Raw genomic sequence first — 25222 nt, forward strand, 5'->3', positions numbered from 1 at the left:
TTTCTTTTGGGAAGAAACTATAAATCAAGCTTCTCCCTGAACACCACCCATCGGCGGCATAAAATCTTCGAAGTTAGCAGTCTTATTATTGCCACCTTTCAACTGTTCTTCATATTTTGCCAGGTTATCCTGCAAAGCAAAAAACAATCGTTTAGCATTATCCGGAGTCAGGATGACACGGCTTTTCACCTGTGCTTTCGGAGCGCCCGGAACCACGCGGATAAAGTCGAGTATAAACTCAGATGTTGAATGTGAGATAATTGCCAGATTAGCATAAGTACCTTGTGCCATCTCTTCAGACAGTTCTACCTGTATCTCGTTAGACGTTTTTTTATCGTTCTCCATTTTCTTTATGTTTTAAGTTTAACTAATTCGGGCACAAATATACAGATATAAGAAATATCCATGAAATATATTGCAAATAAAAAGGGCCACCTTCACAGGCGACCCTTTTCCAGTTGTGTTTTTAATTCTCAATTCTTTAGACCAATGTAAAAAAAATACCTTATTGTGTTTAATATTTATTATCCTGACTTTTAGGCTAAGGTTTTTCAGTTCAAACGCACATCTGCATCATGAACGCAACAAAGATACAAACTGTACAAAAAACCTCCAAACACAAAGTTGCTATTAACTAATATTTCTCCGATAATTAACAAAATAAAACATCTATAAAAATAGATATAAATGGAATTACTCCAAAGTACATTTACTTATAGACCAATATATTCTATTTAATTAGCAAAGTGGCAATAACCGGACAATGATCGGACGGATAAAGATGGTTGAGCGTATCGGTTAAGACACCATTATTCAGGACCTTTATGTCACCTTTTACAAATATATAGTCAATCCATTCCCGCCTTTCCAGGGAAATTCGTCCGTAATCATGGAACGTCCATTCCGGACCGTATTTCAAATCTGCAATCTCACGTGTATGGGTAACGTGCCGGGGATCATTTACATCTGTCAGCACTTTGATAGGGTCATCATCCGGAGTTGCATTAAAATCACCTGTCACAATAACGGGCAGCCCCTTGGATAGCTTATGGGCTTCTTTCAGAACCAGTGAAGCACCTTCATGGCGGGCCACTTTCCCCATATGGTCCAAATGGGTATTCAGGAAGAAAAACTGTTTGCCGGATTCTTTATCTTTAAAGATACCCCAGGTAGCAACACGCTCACAGGCGGCATCCCAACCTTTCTTGCCTACAGCATTCATATCTTCTGCCAACCAGAAATTACCGCTGTCCTCTAGCACAAAACGGTCTTTCTTATAGATGATCGGGGCATATTCGCCTTTTGTCTTGCCGTCTTCCCTGCCGACACCGACATAAGCATACTCGGGTAAACGGCTCAAAAGATCATTTAGCTGGTGATTCAGCACTTCCTGTGCACCGAATATATCCGTGTTATAGAACTTTACCAAATCAGCAGCCAGATCCTTCCGGTTACTCCACTGATTATCTCCGTCATCTTTTGTATCCATTCGGATATTGAACGTCATTACCTTCAATGGTACATCCGGTTGCTTAGCCGACAGGAAACCGGCAAACAATAAAACAGAGAGAATACTCAATAAAATCTTTTTCATGATATTTATATGTTTAGTTATTATAGGCGACAGACAAAAGTAAACTATCTATACTGATTAAACAAATGAACAAAAACAAAAAAAGGCTCCCGGAATACCGGAAACCTTTTTTTATATTATCAGACGAGCTTTTTACTCATCATCTTTATCCATTGTATTGAAATCAACAACATTCTTACGGTTAGCGAAGATGCGTTCGAACTCATCTTTAGCACCGACAACCAGTTTGTCGAAGTCTCTCTGACCTGTACCTGCCGGGATCAAGTGACCGCAGATAACGTTTTCTTTCAAACCTTCCAAACGGTCTACCTTTCCATTGATAGCAGCTTCGTTCAACACCTTGGTTGTTTCCTGGAATGATGCAGCCGACATGAAGCTAGTTGTTTGCAGTGCAGCACGTGTAATACCCTGAAGGATCTGATTGGCAGTAGCAGGAACAGCATCACGAACTTCTACAAGTTTCATGTCACGACGTTTCAGCATACTGTTTTCATCTCTCAACTTACGGGCAGTTACAATCTGACCAGCCTGTAATGTCTGAGAGTCTCCCGGATCCAAAACAACTTTCTTGCCCCAGATACGATCGTTTTCATCCATTACTTCCAGCTTATCAACAATCTGCTGTTCCAGGAAGCGAGTATCTCCCGGATCAACCACTTCTACCTTACGCATCATCTGACGAACGATAACTTCGAAGTGCTTATCGTTGATCTTCACACCCTGCAGACGGTAAACATCCTGTACTTCGTTCACGATATATTCCTGAACAGCCGTCGGACCCTTAATTGCAAGGATATCCGAAGGAGTAGTAGCACCGTCAGACAACGGCATACCTGCACGAATATAGTCGTTTTCCTGAACCAAAAGTTGTTTTGACAGAGGCACCATGTACTTCTTCACTTCACCCAGCTTAGAGGTTACAGTGATCTCGCGGTTACCACGTTTGATCTTACCGAAGCCAACCTCACCGTCGATTTCAGAAACGACAGCCGGGTTAGACGGGTTACGAGCTTCAAACAACTCGGTAACACGGGGAAGACCACCGGTGATATCACCTGCCTTACCAACTGCACGCGGTATCTTAACAAGAACTTCACCGGCTTTCACCGAATCACCGTTCTCTTTAACTACGTGAGCGCCCAAAGGCAATGAATAGTTCTTCAGGTAATTTCCGTTTTCATCTACGATATGAGCAGCCGGAGCTTTTGTCTTATCTTTAGATTCGATAATGATCTTTTCCTTCAAACCTGTAGTTTCGTCACTTTCCACTTTGTAAGTAACACCTTCCACTACACTTTCGAATTCGATCTTACCGGAAACTTCCGATACGATAACGGCATTGAACGGATCCCATTCGATGATTACGTCACCCTTACTGATCTTGTCTCCATTGTTAAAGAACAACTTAGAACCGTAAGGTATATTGTGAGTCAGCAATACGATCTTCGTATTCGGATCAACGATACGCATTTCAGCCAGACGGCTTACAACAACCTGATACTTCTTTCCGGCAGTTGCATCGTCAGCATCTACTGCACGAAGTTCGTCAATTTCCAGGATACCATCGTATTTAGATGTAATGCTGTTTTCTGTTGCAATGTTAGAAGCGATACCACCGACGTGGAATGTACGCAGTGTCAACTGTGTACCCGGCTCACCGATAGACTGGGCAGCGATAACTCCGACAACTTCACCTTTCTGAACCATGCGGCCTGTTGCCAGGTTACGACCGTAACACTTAGCACAAACACCTTTCTTCGATTCACAGGTAAGTACTGAACGGATTTCCACACTTTCAATCGGAGAATCCTGAATCATCTTAGCGGCATCTTCGCGAATTTCTTCACCGGCAGCTACGATCAATTCACCAGTCAACGGATGCTGAATATCATGTACTGATACACGGCCAAGGATACGTTCGTACAGAGAAGCAATCACTTCTTCGTTATTCTTCAATTCTGTACAAATCAGACCACGCAATGTACCACAGTCTTCTTCATTAATAATCACATCATGCGATACGTCTACCAGACGACGAGTCAGGTAACCAGCATCGGCAGTCTTCAAAGCGGTATCGGCCAAACCTTTACGAGCACCGTGGGTAGAGATAAAGTACTCCAACACAGACAAACCTTCTTTAAAGTTTGAAAGGATCGGGTTTTCAATAATCTGACCACCTTCAGCACCACTCTTCTGCGGTTTTGCCATCAAACCACGCATACCAGACAGCTGACGGATCTGTTCCTTAGAACCACGGGCTCCGGAGTCCATCATCATGTATACAGAGTTGAATCCGTCGTTATCAGCAGTCAACTGCTTCATCAGGATATTAGACAACTTACTGTTGACATGTGTCCAGGTATCGATAATCTGGTTGTAACGTTCGTTGAAGGTAATGAAACCCATGCTATAGTTAGCCAGGATCTGTTCCACTTCATCGTAACCTTCTTTAACCAGTTCGTCTTTTTCAGGCGGGATAAGTACGTCGGCCAGATTAAACGACAGACCTCCCTTAAATGCCATATAGTATCCTAAGTTCTTAATATCATCCAGGAACTGAGCCGTACGAGCAACACCGCAAGTCTTGATTACCTTACCAATGATATCACGAAGTGCCTTCTTTCCCAGTACTTCATTGATGTAACCGACCTCGAAAGGAACAAATTCGTTCACCATCAAACGACCGACAGAAGTTTCGATCATTTTCTTTACAAGTTTTCCGTCTTCTTCTACGTTATCGACGTAAACCTTGATGGGTGCGTGTATATCTACTTTCTTTTCATTGTATGCGATAGTCGCTTCTTCCGGACCGTAGAATACGAGACCTTCTCCCAGCGTTCCCTTACGCATTTTAGTGATATAGTACAAACCAAGCACCATATCCTGTGAAGGAACGGTAATAGGCGCACCGTTAGCCGGGTTCAAAATATTGTGAGAAGCAAGCATCAACATCTGTGCTTCCAATACAGCCTCATTTCCTAAAGGCAAGTGAACAGCCATCTGGTCACCGTCGAAGTCGGCGTTGAATGCCGTACAAGCCAACGGGTGCAACTGGATAGCTTTACCTTCGATCAGTTTCGGCTGGAATGCCTGAATACCCAAACGGTGCAGTGTCGGTGCACGGTTCAGCAACACAGGGTGACCTTTCATTACATATTCCAGGATATCCCAAACAACCGGTTCTTTACGGTCAACGATCTTCTTTGCAGACTTAACCGTTTTTACGATACCGCGTTCGATCAATTTACGGATAACGAAAGGTTTATAAAGTTCGGCTGCCATATTCTTCGGCAGACCGCACTCGTGCATCTTTAATTCCGGACCTACAACGATAACCGAACGGGCAGAGTAGTCAACACGTTTACCCAACAAGTTCTGACGGAAACGGCCTTGTTTACCTTTCAAACTGTCGGACAGTGACTTCAGCGGACGGTTAGCATCTGTCTTAACAGCACTCGATTTACGAGAGTTGTCGAACAGAGAGTCCACAGCTTCCTGAAGCATACGTTTTTCATTACGTAAGATCACTTCCGGAGCCTTAATATCAATTAATCGTTTCAGACGGTTATTACGGATAATAACACGACGATACAAATCATTCAAGTCGGAGGTTGCGAAACGTCCACCATCCAGCGGAACCAACGGACGCAGTTCGGGAGGAATAACAGGAACAACCTTCACGATCATCCATTCTGGTTTGTTACGACCTCTGGATGCACGGAAAGATTCAACCACCTGCAAACGTTTCAAAGCTTCGTTCTTACGTTGCTGTGAACCGTCTGTACTTGCACGGTGACGCAGTTCGTAAGACAGAGAATCCAGGTCCAGACGAGCCAGCAAATCATAAACGGCTTCAGCACCGATCTTTGCGATGAACTTGTTAGGATCTGTATCTTCCAGCATTTGGTTTTCCTTTGGCAGGTTATCCAGGATCTGCAGGTATTCTTCTTCCGAAAGCAGGTCTAATTCAGCAACAGTGTCTACACAACCCGGCTGAATAACCACATAACGTTCATAATAAATGATAGAATCCAGTTTCTTGGTAGGCAAGCCTAACAGATACCCGATTTTGTTGGGTAGAGAACGGAAATACCAGATATGAGCGACAGGAACAACCAAATGAATATGTCCCATACGTTCGCGACGCACTTTCTTCTCTGTAACTTCTACCCCGCAACGATCGCAGACAATACCTTTATAACGGATACGTTTGTATTTTCCGCAATGACATTCGTAATCCTTGATCGGACCGAAAATACGTTCGCAGAAAAGACCGTCACGTTCAGGTTTGTACGTACGATAGTTAATCGTTTCCGGTTTCAACACTTCGCCGCTAGAGTTTTCAAGAATCTCTTCAGGAGAAGCCAGACCGATGGTTATTTTTGAAAAGTTACTCTTTATCTTGTTTTCTTTTCTAAAAGCCATATTGTTTATTTATAAAGAGTTATCAATAGATAAAGTAGATGAGCCGAAACCCACCTACTTATATTGTTGTTGAATTAATCCAGAGTAAAGCTTAAACCTAAACCTCGCAGCTCGTGAAGCAATACATTCAGAGATTCCGGAATACCCGGTTGCGGCATCGGATCACCTTTTACAATAGCCTCGTAAGCTTTAGAACGTCCTACAACGTCATCAGACTTAATAGTAAGGATTTCCTGAAGAACATGTGCGGCACCGAAGGCTTCCAGTGCCCAAACTTCCATCTCTCCGAAACGCTGACCACCAAACTGAGCTTTACCACCCAGAGGCTGTTGAGTAATCAGAGAGTACGGACCGATTGAACGGGCATGCATCTTATCGTCAACCATGTGACCCAGCTTCAGGAAGTAAGTAACACCTACTGTTGCCGGCTGGTCGAAACGCTCACCGGTTCCACCATCATACAGGTAAGATTTACCATACCGGGGAATACCGGCTTTGTCAGTCATTTCATTCAAGTCATCCAAAGAAGCACCGTCGAAAATCGGAGTCGCAAACTTAACATCCATTGTTCTACCTGCCCAACCTAATACAGCTTCAAAGATCTGTCCCAGGTTCATACGAGAAGGCACACCCAGTGGGTTCAAACAGATATCAACCGGAGTTCCGTCTTCCAGGAACGGCATATCTTCCTGACGAACGATCTTGGAAACAATACCCTTGTTACCGTGACGACCGGCCATCTTATCACCTACCTGAATCTTACGCTTCTTAGCAATATAAACTTTAGCCATCTGAACAATACCAGTAGGCAGTTCATCACCGATAGTAAGGTCGAATTTCTTACGTCTCAGTTCAGCATCCAGTTCTTTATATTTCTTCAGATAGTTCAGGATAACCTGCTTGATAAGTTCGTTCTTATCTGCATCGGCAGTCCATTTACTTACCTGAACAGCATTATAATCCAAATCTTCCAGTGCTTTACGAGAGAACTTGGCTCCCTTCGCAATCACTTCTGTATTCATATAGTCTTTGACACCCTGAGAAACTTTACCGTTAGTTAGAGTTAATAATTTCTCTACCAATAGATTTTTCAGGTCGGCCATCTTCATTTCGTATTCTTCATCCAACTTCGGAAGAATAGCCTTATCTGTCAATCTCGACTTACGTTTCTTAACAGCTTTAGAGAATAAAGCAGTATCGATAACAACACCACGAAGAGACGGAGTAGCTTTCAGTGAAGCATCCTTTACATCACCAGCCTTATCACCGAAGATTGCACGCAGCAATTTTTCTTCAGGAGAAGGATCTGATTCACCTTTCGGAGTAATCTTACCGATCAGAATATCACCCGGTTCGATGCGAGCACCTACACGAACGATACCTCTTTCATCCAAATCCTTAGTAGCTTCTTCACTTACGTTAGGAATATCAGATGTCAGCTCTTCCATACCACGTTTTGTTTCACGCACTTCAAGAATATATTCATCCACGTGAACAGAAGTAAAGAAGTCTTCACGAACCATACGTTCGTTCAGTACGATAGCATCCTCATAGTTGTAACCCTTCCAAGGCATATAAGCCACTTTCACGTTACGTCCCAAAGCAAGTTCACCATTTTGTGTAGAATAACCTTCAGTAAGGATGTCTCCAGCTTTTACACGCTGACCTCGATGGCAGATCGGACGAAGGTCGACGGTCGTACTCTGGTTAGTCTTACGCCACTTCGGAATAACATATGTCTTAACCGCATCTTCGAAACTTACGAAATCTTCATCTTCAGTGCGGTCGTATTTAATCTTGATACAAGTTGCATCTACAAATACAACTTCACCGTCACGTTCAGCCATGATCTGTGTACGTGAATCGCGGGCAACCTGTGCCTCGATACCTGTACCGACGATCGGAGCATCCGTACGCAACAAAGGAACTGCCTGGCGCATCATGTTAGATCCCATCAATGCACGGTTCGCATCATCATGTTCCAGGAACGGAATCAAAGATGCAGCAATTGAAGCGATTTGCTGCGGAGCCACGTCCATCAAGTCTATTTCAGAAGGTGGCACAACAGGGAAGTCTGCTTCGAAACGGGCCTTTACTCTTTCAAGAATAAACTTGCCGTTTTCATCCAGCGGAGCATTACCCTGTGCAATAGTCATTTCCTCTTCTTCCTCCGCAGTGTAATATTGCAGGCTTTCGTTAGCAAAGTCAACCTGACCATTCACAACCTTACGATACGGAGTCGAAATGAACCCCAGATCATTGATCTTCGCATATACACACAAAGAAGAGATCAAACCGATATTCGGTCCTTCAGGAGTTTCAATAGGACAAAGACGACCATAGTGTGTATAGTGAACGTCACGAACCTCGAATCCGGCACGCTCTCTTGACAAACCACCCGGTCCAAGGGCAGACAGACGACGTTTGTGAGTAATCTCAGCCAACGGGTTTGTCTGGTCCATAAACTGCGACAAAGCATTTGTACCGAAGAATGAGTTAACGACAGAAGAAATAGTCTTCGCATTAATCAAATCGATCGGAGTAAATACTTCATTATCGCGAACGTTCATACGTTCACGTACAGTACGTGACATACGAGCCAGACCGATACCAAACTGGTTGTATAACTGTTCGCCTACAGTACGTACGCGACGGTTACTCAAGTGGTCGATATCATCCACAATAGCTTTCGAGTTGATCAACTCGATAAGATATTTGATGATCTCGATTATATCTTCTTTTGTTAAAACCTTTACATCATTGCTGGTAGTAAGGTTCAACTTTTTATTGATTCTGTAACGGCCTACTTCACCTAAATCATAACGTTTTTCAGAGAAGAACAGGTTCTGTATAACTTCACGGGCACTTGCTTCATCTGCAGGTTCTGCATTACGCAACTGACGGTAAATATATAGTACAGCCTCTTTCTCAGAGTTACTCGGATCTTTCTGAAGCGTATTATAGATGATTGCATAATCTGAAAGATTCTGATCTTCGCGATGTAATAATACATTCTGCGTACCAGATTCCAAAATAGCTTCAATACTGTCGCTATCCAAAACCGACTCGCGGTCGATGATAACGTCATTACGTTCAATAGAAACAACTTCGCCAGTATCTTCATCCACGAAATCCTCTACCCATGTTTTCAATACACGTGCAGCCAGCTTACGACCGATCAGTTTCTTCAGATTTGCTTTCGAAACTTTTACTTCTTCAGCCAGGTTAAAGATTTCAAGAATATCTTTATCGCTTTCAAAACCAATAGCTCTTAATAGGGTAGTTACAGGTAATTTCTTTTTACGGTCGATATAAGCATACATCACATTATTAATGTCTGTTGCAAATTCGATCCATGAGCCTTTGAACGGAATGATACGCGCTGAATACAATTTTGTACCGTTAGCATGTGTACTCTGACCAAAGAATACACCCGGAGAACGGTGTAACTGTGAAACTACAACGCGTTCAGCACCATTTATCACAAAAGTACCACGTTCCGTCATATAAGGAATCGGGCCTAAATATACATCCTGGATAACAGTATCAAAATCTTCATGATCCGGGTCTGTACAATACAGTTTTAACTTTGCTTTTAAAGGCACACTATAGGTTAATCCACGCGCAATACATTCATCGATTGTATAACGGGGCGGATCGATATAGTAATCTAAGAACTCCAACACAAAGTTGTTTCTGGTATCTGCAATAGGGAAATTCTCTGCAAACACCTTATACAATCCCTCCTTCTTTCTCTTTTCAGGAGGTGTGTCAAGTTGAAGAAAGTCTTGGAATGACTTCAATTGAACTTCGAGAAAGTCCGGATACGGAAATTGATTCTTAATCGAAGCAAAATTAACTCTTTGGTTTTCAGCTGTTGAAGACATCTAGTAAGGAATTTATTGAACTTATTGAAATTATAGACACAAAAAGGTTAAGAATCCCCTTTAGGGAGACTCTTAACCAAATCACCTGGAAACCAGGTTATAAATACTATTTAAGCTCAACTTCAGCTCCAGCTTCTTCCAGCTGTTTCTTTAATCCTTCAGCATCAGCTTTAGCGATTCCTTCTTTAATTGCGCTAGGAGCACCATCAACTAAATCTTTAGCTTCTTTCAAACCAAGACCAGTTAATTCTTTTACTGCCTTAACAACAGCCAATTTATTAGCACCAGCTGCTTTCAATACAACATCGAAAGATGTTTTTTCTTCTTCTGCAGCAGCAGCGCCACCAGCAGCAGGACCAGCAACAGCAACAGCTGCAGCAGCAGGTTCGATACCATATTCTTCTTTAAGGATTGTAGCCAGTTCGCTTACTTCTTTTACGGTCAGGTTTACTAATTGTTCTGCAAAAGCTTTCAAATCTGCCATTTTTGTATGATTTAAATGATTGTTTACTGTAAAATATTAAATAATTATCTTTCTTCCAAAGTCTTCAACAGACCATGGATAGTTTGTCCTGATGACTGAAGAGCAGAGATAACGTTCTTCGCCGGAGATTGCAACAATGCAATAACATCGCCGATAAGTTCGTTTTTGCTCTTGATATTTACAAGGGCTTCCAGGTTTTCAGCACCGACATAAAAACTTTCCTGTACATAGGCAGCTTTCAATACCGGTTTAGCTATTTCGCCTTTCTTTGCACCTTTAGTAAATTCTTTGATCAGACGAGCAGGAGCATTCGCTGTTTGTGAAAACATAACAGCTGTATTGCCTTTCAAAGCAATCTGCAGCGGTGAAAAATCACCTTCTACATTTTCCAGTGCTTTTTTAAGCAAGTTGTTCTTTACAACAACCAACTTTACGTCCTGTTTGAAACATTCTCTTCTCAATTTGCTTGTCTTCTCAGCATTCAATGCTTCGATATCAGTCAAATAGAAATTAGGATATTCCTTTACAGTTTCTGTAAGCTGGCTTATTACTATGCCTTTATCTTCCTTTTTCATTGTGCAATAATTTTAATTAGTTTTCTTCAACTGATTTCGGGTCAATTTTAATACCCGCGCTCATTGTACTTGAAAGATAAATGCTCTTTATATATGTGCCTTTAGCTGCAGACGGTTTCAACTTCAAAAGAGTTGAAATAAATTCCTTAGCGTTGTCACGAATCTGATCGGCATTGAAAGATACCTTTCCGATTGATGTATGAACGATACCGGATTTGTCTACTTTAAAGTCGATCTTACCTTGCTTAACTTCCTTCACTGCATTGCCGATCTCATTGGTAACCGTACCACTCTTAGGGTTAGGCATCAGACCACGAGGACCTAATACGCGACCTAAAGCACCGATCTTACCCATGATTGAAGGCATAGTGATGATAACGTCAATATCAGTCCAACCACCTTTAATCTTATCGATATACTCATCCAAGCCAACATAGTCAGCTCCAGCAGCAGTTGCTTCAGCTTCCTTGTCCGGCGTACATAATGCGAGAACCCTAACCTGCTTACCAGTTCCGTGAGGCAGTGAAACAACACCTCTCACCATTTGGTTAGCCTTACGAGGATCAACACCTAAACGAACATCCACATCTACTGATGCATCAAACTTAGAAGTAGTAATTTCTTTTACTAATGCTGATGCTTCCTTCAATGTATATGCTTTCCCAGCTTCAATCTTGCCTAAAGCTAACTTTTGATTTTTTGTCAGTTTACTCATTTCAATTGAAGTTTATTAATTATTACCCGGGAATGTCCCTTTAACTGTGATACCCATACTTCTAGCTGTTCCGGCAACCATTCGCATGGCAGCTTCAACAGTAAAACAGTTCAAGTCGACCAATTTGTCCTCTGCAATAGTTTTTACCTGATCCCAAGAGATTTCAGCAATCTTCTTACGATTCGGCTCAGCAGAACCACTCTTCTGTTTGGAAGCTTCCAATAACTGGATAGCAACAGGAGGGGTTTTAACGACAAAGTCGAAAGACTTATCAGCATAATAAGTAATTACCACAGGTAATATCTTACCAGCCTTGTCTTGGGTTCTGGCATTAAATTGCTTGCAAAACTCCATAATATTAATACCCTTAGAACCTAAGGCAGGTCCTACTGGGGGAGAAGGGTTTGCTGCTCCTCCTTTAATCTGCAATTTGATTTGTCCAGCAACTTCTTTAGCCATTTTTCTAAAATTTAGATATATAACATCAATAACAGAAAGAAAACACTTCTCGTAACAAAAGCGTTACTCTTTCTCAACTTGCATATAGCCCAACTCAAGCGGTGTTTTACGCCCGAAGACTTTTACCATCACTTTGAGTTTCTTTTTCTCGGCGTTGACTTCTTCGATTACACCCGTGAAACCGCTGAACGGTCCAAAAGTGATCTTCACACTCTCACCAACATAAAATTGGATATCCAGTTCTTCCTGCTGATCCTGCAATTCGTCAACCGTACCTAAAATACGGCTTACTTCTGAAGGACGCAACGGAACAGGGTTATCAGACCCACCCAAAAATCCAATTACATTGGGAATGTTTCTCAATCGATGAGCGACTTCTCCAACCAATGCAGCCTCTACCAAAACATAACCCGGTAAGTAAGCTCTTTCTTTCATCACTTTCTTACCATTACGTACAGTAAAAGTTTTCTCCGTAGGAATCAAAACCTGGTTGACATATTCACCCAGATCCGTATTCTTCAACTCAGCCTCGAGATATTCCCTGACTTTATTCTCCTTACCACTGATGGCACGCAGAACATAAAATTTCTTTTGGATATCAGACATATCTAAAACTGATTAAAAGATTTTCTCGTAGAAGAAACGCATTACGCTTTCGAAGCCTAAGTCTACAACAAAGATTACTGCTGCGATTATAAGGGAAGCAAACATAACAACCACAGCACTATTGGAAAGCTCTGTTCTAGTAGGCCAAGAAACTTTATAAACAAGTTCGTTATAAGATTCCTTAATATAAGTAATTATCTTTTTCATCGAATCTATAGATTTTTAGCACGGAACGAGAGGCTCGAACTCCCGACACCTGGTTTTGGAGACCAGTGCTCTACCAACTGAGCTAGTTCCGTAAAATAGCCAGTCTTGTTACAGACTGGCTACGATTATTTGTTTTTTGAATTAGTTTTCTAATTCTGTGATCTGACCAGCACCTACTGTACGTCCACCTTCGCGGATAGCGAAACGAAGACCAACGTTGCAAGCAACCGGATAAATCAGCTCAACGTCGATTGTTACGTTATCACCAGGCATTACCATTTCAGTTCCTTCCGGAAGAGTGATTTCACCTGTTACGTCCAATGTACGGATGTAGAACTGAGGACGGTATTTGTTGTGGAACGGAGTGTGACGTCCACCTTCTTCTTTCTTCAGGATATAAACCTCAGCTTTGAAACGAGAGTGTTCTTTAACCTGACCCGGGTGGCAGATAACCATACCACGTTTGATTTCGTTCTTGTCGATACCACGCAGCAACAGACCTACATTGTCACCAGCTTCACCCTGATCCAACAGTTTGCGGAACATTTCAACACCTGTAACAACAGATTTCTTACCGTCAGCACCCAAACCGATGATCTGAACTTCTTCACCAACTTTTACGATACCTGTTTCGATACGACCTGTAGCAACAGTACCACGACCTGTAATAGAGAACACGTCTTCAACCGGCATCAAGAAAGGTTTGTCAACTTCACGCGGAGGCAGCGGAATCCAAGTATCGCAAGCTTCCATCAGTTCCATTACTTTATCTTCCCATTTTGCATCACCGTTCAATGCACCCAAAGCAGAACCACGGATGATCGGAGTGTTGTCGCCGTCGAAATCATAGAAAGAAAGTAATTCTCTCATTTCCATTTCAACCAATTCCAACATTTCTTCGTCGTCAACCATGTCGCATTTGTTCATGAATACAACCAGTCTCGGTACGTTTACCTGACGAGCCAACAGGATGTGTTCGCGAGTCTGAGGCATAGGACCATCAGTTGCAGCAACTACGATGATAGCACCGTCCATCTGAGCAGCACCAGTAACCATGTTCTTTACGTAGTCGGCGTGACCCGGACAGTCTACGTGAGCATAGTGACGGTTTGCAGTCGAATACTCTACGTGAGAAGTGTTAATAGTAATACCTCTTTCTTTTTCTTCAGGAGCGTTGTCGATAGAATCGAATGAACGCAGTTCTGAAAGACCTTTCTTTGCCAATACTGTTGTGATAGCAGCTGTCAAAGTTGTTTTACCGTGGTCAACGTGACCAATCGTACCAATGTTCACATGTGGTTTCGATCTGTCAAATTTCTCTTTTGCCATAACTTAATTGTTCTTTATTTGATTAATGATCATGTTCTAAATTCATCATTTGAGCCGGTGCCGAGACTTGAACTCGGGACCTCTTCCTTACCAAGGAAGTGCTCTACCGCTGAGCTACACAGGCGAAATAAAAAGAGCGGAAGACGGGGCTCAAACCCGCGACCCTCAGCTTGGAAGGCTAATGCTCTATCAACTGAGCTACTTCCGCAATTTTAATTCTTTCACGAACCAATCTGCTTTTTAGATTGTTCCTTAGTTGTGGGCAGTGATGGATTCGAACCACCGAAGTCGAAAGACAGCTGAGTTACAGTCAGCCCCATTTGGCCACTCTGGTAACTGCCCAATATGTCAAAAACTTTTCTTTTGAGCCTCTTGTCGGATTCGAACCAACGACCCCGAGATTACAAATCACGTGCTCTGGCCAACTGAGCTAAAGAGGCAAACCTTCTTTTCTAAAAGAAGCCGTTTCGTCGGGTAGGCGAAACGGCTGCAAATTTAGATATTATTTCTTACATACCAAATTTATCTACCGTTTTTTTTATTTGGCTCTGATTTTTTCCTTGAATTTAACTAATTGCTTTTCCAAAGCTTCAACACATTCGTCAATAGACGCTTCAAAAGTGTCGTTTATCTTCTCCGCAAAGCAATCGCCATTCTTTATTTTCAAACGCACAGCAGCTTCTTTATTCTTAGCTGATTCAGGCTTCACAACCTTCAACGTTACTTCTGCTAATATTATGCCGTCGAAGTATTGCTCCAACTTACTAACTTTCTTCTGAATAAACGCTTCTAACTGAGCTGTTGCGTCAAAATGGATTGCTTGAATTCTAATGTCCATAATTAACCTCCTTCTTTTTTAGCTCTTGGATGAGCATGATACACTTTTTTTAATTCCTCAAAGGTTGTATGTGTGTAAACGCTGGTTGAAGCCAAACTGCTGTGTCCTAACAATTCTTTCACAGCATTCAGCTCTGCTCCATTATTCAACATACTTGTTGCAAACGAATGTCTCAATACATGAGGGCTACGTTTCGCCAATGTTGGGATCTCCGACAGTTTCTTCTTTACTATATTATAAACGATACCTGCCGATAATTGTTCCCCGTTTTTTCTTACAAAAAACCATCCGCTCTCCGAACCAACTTCACGATTTCGAACTTCAGTGTATGCCTGTATTAAGTCATTTAATCCTTCTGCAAATGGAATCAACCGCTGCTTATTACGTTTACCTGTCACGCGTATCTGCATTGTTTCACAATCGACATCGGAATCATGGATTCCGATCAATTCCGAACGACGAATACCCGTATCATATAACATTTCAAGTATCAGGCGATTCCTTACACCTTCAAAATCCTCATCAAACCCATCTCCATCCAACAAGAGTTCCATTTCCTTATCTCTGACGAAATAAGGCAACGGCTTCTTTGTTTTAGGCCCGGTAATTAACCTTAACGGGTTTACAGAGATGCTTCCCTGCTTCATAAGGAATTTAAAAAAAGACTTCAAAGAACTTAATTTCCGATTGACCGATACAGGAGATATCTTCTCGTCCATCAAAGAGACAATCCAACATCTGACTAAATCTGCATCGACTTCCTCCGGAACAAATCTGTTATCCTTATTCATTTTCACATACTCTTCAAACTGACGCAAATCTTTTGAATAAGCCTCTATCGTATAATTGGAATAATTCCTTTCATACCGAAGATAATCTAAAAATGAATCTATCAACATATCTGCGTTGCATCAACTTTTATGCAACGAAAATAGGAATAAGAATTCAATAAAACAAGCCTGGTAGGATATTTTATTCTTCTACCTGCTGCAATTGCTGTACGTAAACCGCACGCATTGTTTGTTTTCTCTTTTCAACAGAAGGTTTTATAAAAGCCTGACGACTTCTCAGTTCTTTAACCACACCTGTTTTTTCGAACTTTCTTTTAAATTTCTTAAGCGCTTTCTCGATGTTTTCGCCTTCTTTCAATGGAACTACGATCATAATTTAATTATTTATTGTTTTTAATTATATCCTCAAAATGGGCAGCAAAATTACTGATTCTTTCGTTATTAGCAAAACTTTCGGAGAATAATTCGTATTTTTTCTTTTTCTATGAATGCTTTAACATACAGAAGCTCTGCAGGCTACAGCTTTAGACTCTCTTCGAACGGAGGATAGGCAATCCCTTTTTCCGTAATAATAGCCGTTACCAGCTCATGAGAAGTCACATCAAAAGCCGGATTATATATATGTATATCATCCGGAGCCATCCGGTGTGTATACCACATCTCGGACACCTCTTCCGGAGCACGTTCTTCTATAATGATGGACTTTCCGTCCGGACATTGTTTATCTATTGTAGATGTAGGCCCCAATACATAAAAAGGGATACCATAATGACGGGCAAGTACGGCCACTCCCGAAGTCCCGATCTTATTCGCCACATCTCCGTTCATCGCTACCCGGTCACAGCCGACAACAACCGCCTGTACCCATCCTTTCTGCATGACAGACGAAGCCATATTATCACAAATAAGCGTAACATCCACGCCGGCGCGGTGCAACTCGTAAGCCGTAAGCCGGGCACCCTGCAATAAGGGACGTGTTTCATCTGCAAAAACCTTGAAACCATAGCCTCTCTCCTCCCCCAAATAAACCGGAGCCAATGCTGTCCCATACTCAGAAACAGCCAGATGCCCTGCATTACAATGGGTCAGAATCCCCATACCCGGACGCAATAACGACAAGGCATATTCCCCGATACGCCGGCAAGCAGCAGCATCTTCTTCACGGATAGTTATCGCCTCATCGTGTAACAACTCTACCAACGTGGAGACTGTTGCCGAAACATTGTCAAGTACAACCTTTTCCATCCGCTCCAGGGATGCCACCAAATTAACTGCTGTAGGACGGGCTCCTGCCAGATACTCCTTTATACGGTGAAACTCCGTATAAAACTCATCAAAGGACGCAGCCTGTATCTGCCTGCTGCAAACATATATTCCATAAGCGGCTGCAACACCGATCGCCGGTGCTCCGCGTACTTTCAATTTATAAATCGCATCCCATATCTCTTCCGCCGAAGAAAGCTCCAAATAAGATTCTTCAGCCGGTAGTCGGGTTTGGTCCAGTATCACGACAGCATTCAGGTCATCTCTGAGACGGACAGTTTTCAAATCTGTTATATTCTTCATTTATATATAATGGTTTTAATACCCATTGGGGGCTAACGTCGATTCTATGACGATACCGGCAGCTCCGATCGCTACTGCACCGACAATCAGACCGGCATTCGCACCCTTCACATTATGAACATAAAAAAAGTCACCGGCTTGTTTCTTTCCGGCATCAAAAGATGCAGGTGTCACATTTCCGGTCTTGATCAGTTGGGATACATAGAAACTACTTTCAAAAGTAGAGTATTTTCTTTTCCCACCATCATGATCAGCAGTATAAAGGCTCAAATAGCTTCTGAAAGCTAACGGAGTATTTTCTTCTGTAAATTTCTTTACTCTCACATTTACCACACTGGAGTTCGATTTTGCAAATTTCTGCTTGCTGTACTGATCCTTCGGTATACGGTCAAACGGGAAATTCGACAATCTTAAAGGTGTAGATTCCACTTTCGACTTAGGAGGAATAAAACTCACTCCCTTAGGCAATGCGATTTCACCGGCAAACGATCCGCCGGAATAACCGTCCGAAATGCTGTAGTTTCTGCTCCATCGATACGTATCTCCGGAATAAGAAGACTCCGTCTGCCCCTGGATAGGTGCTTTTTCCTGATAATAACTGGTAGCCACATCGTCTATAATCAAAGCGGAACGCTGCCAGTCTACAAACAAAGGCTCATCCGTCTTATTATATACGGTAATAGAGATCGGTGCATTTTCACCGTAGAAACAATAAGAGATGAATACACTGTCATTTTCTATGACAAAATCTTTGTCTTCATTTTTCTCACCTATCGTATCATTCGATTCCAAAACAGAATAATAGTACGAAGAACAGGAGCTCATACAAAACAGAGCAACAACGCTTAACGCCAACAACATTCTTTTCATGACCATCCGATTAAGTAACATCCAACAAATATATCATTTTTATATTTAATAGACAGCATATAGGTCCAAAACCCCTACTTTTATTTGAACTATCTCCAGTCAGGGACAACCTTTTTTATTACTAAGCATAAACCGAGTCAACCTATTTTATATATTAGACAGAATGCAGTCAACTAAAATCGTGAAACTACAGCAAGAATAGTTCCATATATTGTGAAACTAAAGTTCCATATATTATGAAATAAAAGTTTCGTATATTGTGAAACAAAAGTTACATATAATATGAAACTCTTCCGGAACTAACTCTTCGGAACAACTCTTCCCGATATGCCTTATCGGGATTTCCAGACTAAAAAAACTATTTCTCCGATATTTTATTAACTTTGCCAATAGTAACGTTGACTAAAACAATAATGCGATGAAAACAAACATTCAGGAACGTATCGCCGCTCTTAGAGAAGCGATGAAAGAAAAAAATATAGATGCTTATATCATTCCCAGTTCAGATCCTCATCTGAGCGAATATCCTGCCGACCGCTGGAAATCACGCGAATGGATTTCCGGTTTTGACGGTTCAGCCGGAACTGTGGTCATAACCGCAGATAAGGCTGGATTATGGACTGACTCCCGCTATTTCCTGCAAGCCGGCATCCAACTGGAAGGGACTGGTATCGAACTTTATAAAATGGCTTTGCCGGAAACGCCGACTATTCCCGACTTTCTGCTCCACGAACTACAAAACGGACAAACAGTCGGAATGGACGGACAAACCTACAGCGTGACCGATGCCGCCCAACTGGAAAGGACACTGAATCGGAAAGGAATCAAACTGGAAGCATCCTACGATCTGATCGATCAGGTATGGAAAGACCGGCCTGCCATCCCCGGCAATCCGTTATTCGAAATGCCGGTAGAACTGAGCGGTAAATCCGTTCGCGAAAAACTGGATGAAATCAATAACCAGCTACGTAAGCAAGGAGCCGACAGCCTTATCATTGCTGCCCTCGATGAAGTTGCCTGGACGTTCAATATACGCGGGACAGATGTCACATACAACCCCGTGGTGATCAGTTACGCATTTGTATCGGAAGAAGAGAGCGTACTTTTTATCGATCCCCGAAAGATCACAGCGGAAGCAGCAGAGCATCTCAAAAAAGAGGGAGTCACTTTGGCTGATTATACGATGATACAGAAATACCTTTCCCGGCTTCCGGAAACAAGCTCCGTATTCATCGATCCGTCTAAAACGAATCTCTCACTTTACAATGCATTACCTAAAGGTTGTAAAATAGTAGAAGACATCACACCTGCCAATCATCTGAAAAGCAGTAAGAATGAAACTGAAATAAAAGGATTCCGTAATGCCGTAGTGAAAGACGGTATTGCATTGACCCGTTTCTACATTTGGCTGGAAAAGAAATTAGCAGCAGGAGAAAAAGTAACCGAACTCAGCGCTTCAGCCCGCCTGACGGCTTTACGGGCAGAACAACCGCAGTATATCATGGACAGTTTTGAAACGATCTGCGGATATGCTGACCACGGAGCAATTGTTCATTATGCAGCCACACCCGAAACCGATTCGGAAATAAAAGCTGACAACATGCTCCTGATGGATTCCGGAGCCCAGTATCTGGACGGAACCACCGACATCACCCGTACAATTGCTTTAGGCGAACCGACCGAGCAAATGAAAAAAGATTTTACCCGTGTTTTAAAAGGAACAATCGGCATTGCCAAATGTAAATTTCCGGCAGGAGCGAAAGGCGTACAACTGGATATCCTCGCGCGGAAAGCATTATGGGATGCAGGTATTAATTACCTGCACGGAACAGGGCACGGAATCGGTCATTGCCTGAATGTACACGAAGGTCCGCAGAGCATCCGCATGGAACTGAATCCTATCCCGCTAAAACCGGGTATGGTAATCAGTGACGAGCCCGCCATGTACAGAACCGGCGAATACGGTATCCGGACAGAGAATATGGTACTCGTTCGCGAAGACAGCGAAACGGAATATGGCAAATTCTACGGATTCGACACGCTGACCCTATGCTACATCGATACGAAACTGATCATCGTTCCGATGTTGTCCGTTAGAGAACGCGCCTGGATAAACAAATATCACCAAATGGTGTACGACTTGTTAAGTCCGCATCTGAACGAAGATGAAAAGACCTGGTTAAAAGAGAAAACAGCAGAAATCTAATCAGTTGACAATGGATAATTGACAATTGACAATTAGTTGTCGCTGTCTTTTCATTGTCAATTGTCCATTGTTAATTGTCAATTGAATAATTATGGCAATAATAAAATCAGTCAGAGGCTTTACCCCCAAGATCGGTAAAGACACATTTTTAGCAGACAACGCCGCCATCATCGGCGATGTCGAAATAGGAGACGGTTGCAGCATCTGGTTCGGTACCGTACTCCGTGGTGACGTAAATTCAATCCGTATCGGCAACGGAGTGAACATACAGGATGGTTCCGTCCTGCATACACTGTATGAGAAATCGACCATCGAGATCGGCGACGATGTCTCGGTAGGACATAATGTAACTATCCACGGTGCCAAAATCTGTAACGGTGCACTGATTGGAATGGGGTCTGTCGTGCTCGATCATGCAGTGATCGGTGAAGGGGCGATTGTGGCTGCCGGATCAGTCGTTCTGAGCAAGACAATCGTTGAACCGGGCAGTATCTACGCCGGCGTACCGGCTAAATTCGTAAAGAAGGTAGACCCGGAACAGGCCAAAGAGATCAACCAAAAGATTGCAAAAAACTACCACATGTATGCAAGCTGGTATAAAGAAGATTCAGAATAAATGAAAAAGACAGGATGGGCAATACTACTGGCTCTATGTTGTATCGGAGGCTATCTGGTATTGCCCTCCAATTATTATCTGCGGCGTGCCCTTATTCACCTGCTCCCGAAGATCGACCAGTATCCGATCTTTGAAAACCGGACAGTGAAAGCTAGTAACCCACATCCCTGGGCGGAGGCGGAAGCATACAATAAATTATCCATTCCGGAAAAATACCTGCCCGTGTTCGAAGACCTGGGAACCGTAGCCTTTGTCATCATCAAAGACAGTTCCTTACTTTTTGAACAGTACTGGGAAGGTTATTCCCCTCAATCGCACAGCAACTCATTTTCTATGGCCAAAAGTATCGTATCGCTGGCCATCGGATGTGCCATAGACGACGGTTTTATTAAAAATGTAGATCAGCCGGTCAGCGACTTCTACCCGAAATTTAAAGGTTACAACGGCAAGACGTTAACACTCCGTCACTTACTGACAATGAGTGCGGGTGTCGACTTTGACGAGGCTTATTCTTCCCCCTTCTCTCCCACTACAAAGCTGTATTACGGGGATGACCTGCAAAAGATCGCTTTAGGTATGAAGGAAATAGAAGAACCGGGTGTCAACTTCATCTATCAGAGCGGTGTCACGCAGTTACTGTCCCTTATCGTCGAAAAAGCGACCGGTGAAAATATAAGTTCATATGTTTCAAGAAAATTATGGACTCCGATAAACGCAGAAGAAGATGCCCTTTGGAGCCTGGATAAAAAAGAGGGTATCGAAAAAGCATATTGCTGCTTCAACAGCAACGCCCGCGACTTCGCCCGTTTCGGTCAACTGATATTAAACAAAGGAAGCTGGAACGGAAAACAGCTCGTTTCCGAATCATACATAAAAGAGGCTACAACACCGGATACCAGTCTGGTATTTAAAGAATACAATGAAAAGAACCATTGTTACGGTTTTCAGTTCTGGCATCTGACTTATAAGAATCTGGAAATTCCTTATATGCGGGGTATTCTGGGACAGTATATTTTTGCCATCCCGGAACTGAATGCCGTAGTCGTACGCCTGGGGCATAAACGCAGCGACACACGCACTTCCCAACATTACCCGGACGATATCGACACATGGCTGGGAGCTGCTATGGAGATCATTCAAAAGTCAAATAATAAATCAGAATAAACATACTAAATTAAACAACAAATGAAGAAAACAGTTTTTACTGCGCCAATGGCAGCATTGTTACTCCTTTCTTGTGCACAAGCGCCACAGGAGAAAGGAAAAGAGATTACTTACACGCCGCAGGCTCCTTACAATCCTCCGACGTATGTATGTTATAAAGCGCCGGCTCCGATCAAGATAGATGGAAAAATGTCCCCCGAAGAATGGGATGCCATCCCCTGGACTACGGACTTTGTCGATATCGAAGGCGACAAACGCCCCAAACCCCTCTTGCAGACACGGGCCAAAATGGCTTACGACGACAAGGGCATGTATTTCGCAGTCCTGATGGAAGAGCCCCACGTATGGGCTACGATCACGGAACACGATGCCGTAATCTATCAGGATAACGATTTTGAGATATTCCTCAATCCGACAAACGACACACACAATTATCTCGAATACGAGGTAAATGCTTTGGGAACGGAATGGGACCTGTATCTGAGCAAACCGTATCGCGACAATCCACAAGTACTGAATAACTGGGAATTTGCAGGTATGAAATCAGCAGTTTACGTAGATGGCACACTGAATAATCCGAAAGACACCGACAAATCGTGGAGCGTAGAGGTCTTTATTCCCTGGTCATCGATTTATCAGGTAGCAAGAGGGAAAAAGGCTCCTACTGCTGGTGAACATATCCGCACAAACTTCTCCCGTGTAGAATGGACCACAGAGGTACAGGACGGCAAGTATGTAAAAGTTCCCATCAAAGGGGAAGACAAAATACGCGAATACAACTGGGTATGGGCTCCGACCGGTGTTATCAATATCCACATGCCTGAATACTGGGGATTTGTACAGATCTCGGATAAGGTTGCCGGAACAGGTGAAACTCCATTTGTTACAGATCCGAATGATGAAGTAAAATGGCTTCTACGTAACCTGTATTACCGTCAGAACGAGTATGCAGCGACATTCGGCGAATATGCTCCATCTGTAGCAGCTCTCAAACCCGAAGAATTATGTCCAGCTGAACAAGCAAAGCAGATCAGTCTGTTCAATACTCCTTCCATGTATGAAATCACATTACCCGGCACAGACGGTACTATTTGGCATATCAGACAGGATGGCTTGGTTTGGGCTTCTAAGAAATAAATAAGTAATGATTTAGAAAGATATGAACTATTTTAATAAGAACCAGGAACTCGGATGACGCGGATTAGGCGGATCAAAACGGATTAAATGATCCGATCCGTTCAAATCCGCTCAATCCGCGTCATCCGAGTTCCTGGTTCTTTTATTGTGACAAATAGATTCAAAATTGACAATAAATGAAACAATACAAATATCTCCTTTTCGACCTCGACGGTACAATCACCGACTCTGAAACCGGAATCACGCGTTGTGTTGAATACGCACTAAACCATTTCGGCATTCAGGTAAATAACTTACGGGAATTAACCCCTTTCATCGGCCCTCCCCTTCTTGACTCGTTCAAGGATTTTTACAACTTCACCGATGAACAAGCAATCATTGCCACCGACAAATACAGAGAAAGATATGCCGACAAAGGTATTTTGGAAAACGAATTATATCCGGGAATCAAAGAATTACTCGCTGATGCTCAAAAAAACGGCAGAACAGTGATACTGGCCACTTCCAAACCGGAAGTCTTTGCCAAACGTATCCTCGATCATTTCGGGTTGAGTAACTATTTTTCCTTTGTTGCCGGTAGCGGACTGGATGGTTCTCTTCATACTAAAACAGATGTTATCAATTACATCTTACAATCGAACAATATAACCGATCTGAGTTCTGTTGTAATGATAGGCGATCGAAAACACGATATCATCGGAGCAAAAAACACAGGAATTGACTCTATCGGTGTCTTATACGGCTTCGGTGATTATAAAGAACTATTAAAAGCCGGAGCAGACCATATCGTAGAAGATATTCCGGCACTCCGTAAATTACTGCTATAAGAGTAATTTACGGAATATATCGATTTGTTTTTATCAAAAGTAAAAAACATCCCCCTAGAAGAAGGATACCGATAAAAGGTCCTTTTATTTCCTGAAGCCCGAAAAGTTCCAATAAAACCGATCCTATTATGAGGCTTACTCCCATACCAACCAGCCAGCTACGGATTAAATGGCTTAAGCCTTTTATATCCACCTTCTCTTTCTTTTCCTTGGGCAATATATTATAACCACTTATCAACATAGGAAATGGCACCGCCAAAAGTCCAATGATGATTAGAGTTATCCCCACCCCAAAATCAAATAACATTTGCACTCCTCAGTAACTTTGATTATATATTAATAACACAAACCAATCAAATAACGGCAAAGAATATCCCCACCAAACACAGCCACACAATAGAGAATACCCAACGAATACCCTTTCAGATTACAGGAGACCTTCAACGCTTTAAACATCCAGACTAATACCCAGACCAGAAATATCACACCGATCAATGAAAGCCATATTCCTACCAGAAAACCTGGTTGCGCCAACAATTCTGTCGGCGGCACATTCATATCTACTTTTGCCAGATTTTGCATCGGAGGCAACATATTGAACAAATTCATAAAAATGAAAGGAATCTGAGCAAAAGCGACTGTCCCCAACACATCGATCATTCTGATCCGGGAACGCGACAAGATCAATCCGCCCAAATAAAACAGAGTAGCCGGTACAATCCAAACCACCAAATGTTCAACAGCATAACACCACCAGGCTGGATTCGGGGCCGGCCCAAAGTGCAATAAACCATGATAATGCCATCCGGAAAGATAACTGATAACAGTGGAAACAACCATTCCTAAAAGCCCCCACCCTAACGCCTGAAAACCGGCAATCCATTCAAACGGATTAACAAGAAAATTCAACCATTGTTTCTTCATAA

General features: G+C 42.6%; 23 protein-coding genes and 5 tRNA genes. 5 read left to right on the forward strand and 23 right to left on the reverse strand.

Going from position 1 to position 25222, the window contains the following annotated elements:
- Positions 1 to 24: 24 nt before the first annotated feature.
- From DXD68_RS15410 to DXD68_RS15510, 21 genes are all read right to left on the reverse strand, one after another.
- Positions 25 to 345, reverse strand: a complete 321-nt coding sequence (locus tag DXD68_RS15410) for a DUF3467 domain-containing protein (protein ID WP_122362425.1) — start codon at positions 343 to 345, stop codon at positions 25 to 27.
- A 385-nt stretch (positions 346 to 730) separates the two neighbouring features.
- Positions 731 to 1594 carry an endonuclease/exonuclease/phosphatase family protein gene (locus DXD68_RS15415; RefSeq protein WP_122362426.1) on the reverse strand — a complete coding sequence of 288 codons (864 nt, stop codon included), beginning with the start codon at positions 1592 to 1594 and terminating at the stop codon, positions 731 to 733.
- A gap of 132 nt (positions 1595 to 1726) precedes the next feature.
- Positions 1727 to 6019, reverse strand: coding sequence for a DNA-directed RNA polymerase subunit beta' (gene rpoC / locus DXD68_RS15420; protein WP_122362427.1), 4293 nt, complete (start codon positions 6017 to 6019; stop codon positions 1727 to 1729).
- Positions 6020 to 6093: 74 nt separating this feature from the next.
- A complete protein-coding gene (gene rpoB / locus DXD68_RS15425; protein WP_122362428.1) occupies positions 6094 to 9906 on the reverse strand; it encodes a DNA-directed RNA polymerase subunit beta in 3813 nt (1270 codons plus the stop codon).
- Between the two features lie 106 nt (positions 9907 to 10012).
- Positions 10013 to 10390: a 50S ribosomal protein L7/L12 gene (gene rplL, locus DXD68_RS15430; RefSeq protein WP_122362429.1), complete on the reverse strand. Its 378-nt coding sequence runs from the start codon at positions 10388 to 10390 to the stop codon at positions 10013 to 10015.
- 44 nt (positions 10391 to 10434) lie between these two features.
- Positions 10435 to 10965, reverse strand: coding sequence for a 50S ribosomal protein L10 (rplJ, locus tag DXD68_RS15435; protein ID WP_122362430.1), 531 nt, complete (start codon positions 10963 to 10965; stop codon positions 10435 to 10437).
- 16 nt (positions 10966 to 10981) lie between these two features.
- Positions 10982 to 11680 (reverse strand): 50S ribosomal protein L1, encoded by a 699-nt coding sequence (gene rplA, locus DXD68_RS15440; protein WP_007654180.1) that lies wholly within the window; start codon positions 11678 to 11680, stop codon positions 10982 to 10984.
- 15 nt (positions 11681 to 11695) lie between these two features.
- Entirely contained in the window at positions 11696 to 12139 is a 444-nt protein-coding gene (gene rplK / locus DXD68_RS15445; RefSeq protein ID WP_122362431.1) for a 50S ribosomal protein L11, read from the reverse strand.
- A gap of 63 nt (positions 12140 to 12202) precedes the next feature.
- A complete protein-coding gene (gene nusG / locus DXD68_RS15450; RefSeq protein ID WP_075558757.1) occupies positions 12203 to 12745 on the reverse strand; it encodes a transcription termination/antitermination protein NusG in 543 nt (180 codons plus the stop codon).
- Between the two features lie 12 nt (positions 12746 to 12757).
- Positions 12758 to 12952 carry a preprotein translocase subunit SecE gene (gene secE, locus DXD68_RS15455; protein ID WP_007654183.1) on the reverse strand — a complete coding sequence of 65 codons (195 nt, stop codon included), beginning with the start codon at positions 12950 to 12952 and terminating at the stop codon, positions 12758 to 12760.
- Positions 12953 to 12971: 19 nt separating this feature from the next.
- Positions 12972 to 13044, reverse strand: a tRNA-Trp gene (locus DXD68_RS15460).
- A 49-nt stretch (positions 13045 to 13093) separates the two neighbouring features.
- Entirely contained in the window at positions 13094 to 14281 is a 1188-nt protein-coding gene (gene tuf / locus DXD68_RS15465) for an elongation factor Tu (protein ID WP_122362432.1), read from the reverse strand.
- A 52-nt stretch (positions 14282 to 14333) separates the two neighbouring features.
- A tRNA-Thr gene (locus tag DXD68_RS15470) sits at positions 14334 to 14405 on the reverse strand.
- Between the two features lie 11 nt (positions 14406 to 14416).
- A tRNA-Gly gene (locus DXD68_RS15475) sits at positions 14417 to 14489 on the reverse strand.
- Positions 14490 to 14540: 51 nt separating this feature from the next.
- Positions 14541 to 14623, reverse strand: a tRNA-Tyr gene (locus tag DXD68_RS15480).
- Positions 14624 to 14647: 24 nt separating this feature from the next.
- Positions 14648 to 14721: transfer RNA gene (locus DXD68_RS15485), tRNA-Thr, on the reverse strand.
- Positions 14722 to 14819: 98 nt separating this feature from the next.
- A complete protein-coding gene (gene hpf / locus DXD68_RS15490) occupies positions 14820 to 15119 on the reverse strand; it encodes a ribosome hibernation-promoting factor, HPF/YfiA family (RefSeq protein WP_122362433.1) in 300 nt (99 codons plus the stop codon).
- Between the two features lie 2 nt (positions 15120 to 15121).
- Positions 15122 to 16018 carry a tyrosine-type recombinase/integrase gene (locus DXD68_RS15495; protein ID WP_122362434.1) on the reverse strand — a complete coding sequence of 299 codons (897 nt, stop codon included), beginning with the start codon at positions 16016 to 16018 and terminating at the stop codon, positions 15122 to 15124.
- A gap of 73 nt (positions 16019 to 16091) precedes the next feature.
- Positions 16092 to 16283: a 30S ribosomal protein S21 gene (gene rpsU, locus DXD68_RS15500; RefSeq protein WP_122356288.1), complete on the reverse strand. Its 192-nt coding sequence runs from the start codon at positions 16281 to 16283 to the stop codon at positions 16092 to 16094.
- 143 nt (positions 16284 to 16426) lie between these two features.
- Positions 16427 to 17476 carry an S-methyl-5-thioribose-1-phosphate isomerase gene (mtnA, locus tag DXD68_RS15505; RefSeq protein WP_122362435.1) on the reverse strand — a complete coding sequence of 350 codons (1050 nt, stop codon included), beginning with the start codon at positions 17474 to 17476 and terminating at the stop codon, positions 16427 to 16429.
- A 15-nt stretch (positions 17477 to 17491) separates the two neighbouring features.
- Positions 17492 to 18346, reverse strand: a complete 855-nt coding sequence (locus tag DXD68_RS15510; protein WP_233577177.1) for a hypothetical protein — start codon at positions 18344 to 18346, stop codon at positions 17492 to 17494.
- 418 nt (positions 18347 to 18764) lie between these two features.
- Here DXD68_RS15510 and DXD68_RS15515 point away from each other — a divergent pair, with 418 nt between their 5' ends.
- From DXD68_RS15515 to DXD68_RS15535, 5 genes are all read left to right on the forward strand, one after another.
- Complete coding sequence (locus tag DXD68_RS15515) at positions 18765 to 20552, forward strand: aminopeptidase P family protein (protein ID WP_122362437.1); 1788 nt, start codon at positions 18765 to 18767, stop codon at positions 20550 to 20552.
- Between the two features lie 91 nt (positions 20553 to 20643).
- Entirely contained in the window at positions 20644 to 21168 is a 525-nt protein-coding gene (locus DXD68_RS15520; protein WP_122362438.1) for a gamma carbonic anhydrase family protein, read from the forward strand.
- Positions 21169 to 22332 carry a serine hydrolase domain-containing protein gene (locus tag DXD68_RS15525; protein WP_122362439.1) on the forward strand — a complete coding sequence of 388 codons (1164 nt, stop codon included), beginning with the start codon at positions 21169 to 21171 and terminating at the stop codon, positions 22330 to 22332.
- Between the two features lie 21 nt (positions 22333 to 22353).
- Complete coding sequence (locus DXD68_RS15530) at positions 22354 to 23469, forward strand: carbohydrate-binding family 9-like protein (protein ID WP_122362440.1); 1116 nt, start codon at positions 22354 to 22356, stop codon at positions 23467 to 23469.
- Positions 23470 to 23645: 176 nt separating this feature from the next.
- Complete coding sequence (locus DXD68_RS15535; RefSeq protein ID WP_122362441.1) at positions 23646 to 24296, forward strand: HAD family hydrolase; 651 nt, start codon at positions 23646 to 23648, stop codon at positions 24294 to 24296.
- A gap of 7 nt (positions 24297 to 24303) precedes the next feature.
- Here DXD68_RS15535 and DXD68_RS15540 read toward each other — a convergent pair whose 3' ends face one another.
- Entirely contained in the window at positions 24304 to 24603 is a 300-nt protein-coding gene (locus tag DXD68_RS15540) for a DUF3784 domain-containing protein (protein ID WP_122362442.1), read from the reverse strand.
- A gap of 29 nt (positions 24604 to 24632) precedes the next feature.
- Complete coding sequence (locus tag DXD68_RS15545; protein ID WP_122362443.1) at positions 24633 to 25220, reverse strand: YIP1 family protein; 588 nt, start codon at positions 25218 to 25220, stop codon at positions 24633 to 24635.
- Positions 25221 to 25222 lie beyond the last annotated feature (2 nt).

It is taken from the genome of Parabacteroides sp. TM07-1AC, assembly GCF_003480915.1.
GTDB lineage: Bacteria > Bacteroidota > Bacteroidia > Bacteroidales > Tannerellaceae > Parabacteroides > Parabacteroides chongii.